The following is a 1897-nucleotide window of genomic DNA, read 5'->3' as shown; positions in this document are numbered from 1 at the left end:
ATTGCCCCCTAGAATTTATCCGGGGGCTAGGTAGGCCCCTTTTTTAACCCCCCCCCCCCCCCCCCACCCCAATGCTTCAGCTAAATGCAGCTGTAGCATTTCCTTTGCTGTTTAAGTAGGTGTTCTAAACGTCATGGCGTGACGTGGCATCCAGAAAAAATAAAACTCCGGAGTGTAGCAGTTTTGTAATAAAAGCTGGATAGCCACGTCGCAATGACAATATTCTTCTATAGCTTATGTAATTAATTATCCTGATCAGGGTTCTCTCCACCAAGATTCGTAACATCATTATCTGGATCTGTAGGTTTTACGAATTCATTGTCTGCTTCTCCATTAACAGTTAATGGACCTGACATTAATTCTCTATGATCAAATTCAGCCGGTCTATGCTTCGTCGCAAGTATTGCTGAAATAACACCGCCGGAACATTCATCAAGTTTGCCTAATAGACTAGAGAATCTTTGGAAGAGTGGACCACCATAAGGTGCACCGCACGTCCCATGTGCTACAGCATCTAAGTTAGCGCTAAATTCAGTATTAGAGCTATTAACAAAGGTAGCTAGTAAAATCTCATCAGAGAGAGAAAGGACTTCATTTAAAAATATAATTTTATTTTCGTTAAAAATCTCATTAAATAATTTAACGAAATCCTCTTTTAAAATAGGTTGTAATACATCGATCGGTTGTCTGAAAAACTTGTGAATAAGAGCTATCTTCTCATACTCATCACAACTATCAATAGTTTCTTTAAGATATTTATATGTCATAGGCGGCTTTTTTATGCTTAACAAGGCATTCTTCCAGGAGCCTCTTAACAAGTAATCATCCATACTTATTCTATTTTTAGCTAGATCTTTAAAATACTGCTCTGCTGATGATGTTGCTGATATCATCGTTAACAATCGCGGCTTTCCTCCTCCTAGTAGCTCATTACCTAAAACTAACTTTGCTTCTGGTAATTCTTCCTCATGTCTTTCATCTTTACTCATTAATTTTACCTCTTCTTTAAATTATAGAAATGTTTGGCTAATATAACATGTTAATAACAATAATCAACAAGATCGTTAATATATACGAAACTTTAACAAAAATTTAAGAAGTATTTAAAATGAATAACTTTGTAGAGCAGCCTTACTAGCTGCTCTACTCCAAGTTAAGTAAAAAAAAGTAGTAACATATACATATTTATTGATATCCGTTTTTAGGCGTTACTTTAATTTTAAACGATCAAAAAATACTAATAGAGATGGGGGAAGTTGTTGCTATAAAAGTGAAACCTACTTTAAATGAAAGTTTGTTTGTATTATTTAGTGCTGGGGCACTTAAAAGATTCAAGTAGTTTAGTCCCAACGGCATCTTCATGTGAGCAATGCTTTTCTTTTATATTGTTCTTGACCAGCCCTCTCTCATCACTACGAGTGAAGCTTAAACGAAATATATTTGCATTATCCCATACAGAGCATTGTAAATTTGTGCTATCAAATCCAACAGATTCTTGGTTAGTACTACTAAAATTAGACTCAGTTAAAAATGCACTGTGAAACGAAGTGAATTTTATAACTGCTCCATCGAAATTCGCTTTATTAAGTTGAGAATTATTAAATTTGCATTTAGTGATGATAGTATATGAAAAATCAGCTTCATTTAAATTACAGTTAGTAAAGTCAATATTGGTAATAACTTTAGGTTTTTGAAGCGTTCCTGAAAAATTCGCTTTCTCAAAATTTGATCCTTTAAAAGATAATAAATTTTCCATATCTAGATTTGCAGTGCGAAAATCATGCTTTGGTAAATTAAGTACTTCATTTTGAGGTTGAGATTGAATTATGTTCTCTAAGCGTTTCAAATCATTGTTTTCTTTAGCACATGCATTACTAAATAAAATAAATGTTAATAA

2 protein-coding genes are annotated in these 1897 nt (G+C 33.7%); both read right to left on the bottom strand.

What is annotated here, in order from left to right; genetic code table 11:
• Positions 1-242 precede the first annotated feature (242 nt).
• Positions 243-989 (bottom strand): hypothetical protein, encoded by a 747-nt coding sequence (locus Megvenef_RS09255; protein ID WP_322777634.1) that lies wholly within the window; start codon positions 987-989, stop codon positions 243-245.
• Between the two features lie 314 nt (positions 990-1303).
• A partial coding sequence (locus tag Megvenef_RS09250) for a pentapeptide repeat-containing protein (protein WP_322777633.1) occupies positions 1304-1897 on the bottom strand: 594 nt, incomplete at its 5' end.

It is taken from the genome of Candidatus Megaera venefica (assembly GCF_034554655.1).
Classification (GTDB): Bacteria; Pseudomonadota; Alphaproteobacteria; order Rickettsiales; family Rickettsiaceae; genus Megaera_A; species Megaera_A venefica.
The sequence above is the reverse complement of the archived record's forward strand: the minus strand, read 5'-3'. Positions and strand labels throughout refer to the sequence as shown.

Excerpts from the sequence above, each read along its gene's own strand:
- Megvenef_RS09255 (WP_322777634.1), bottom strand. The coding sequence starts at position 989 with ATGAGTAAAGATGAAAGACATGAGGAAGAATTACCAGAAGCAAAGTTA.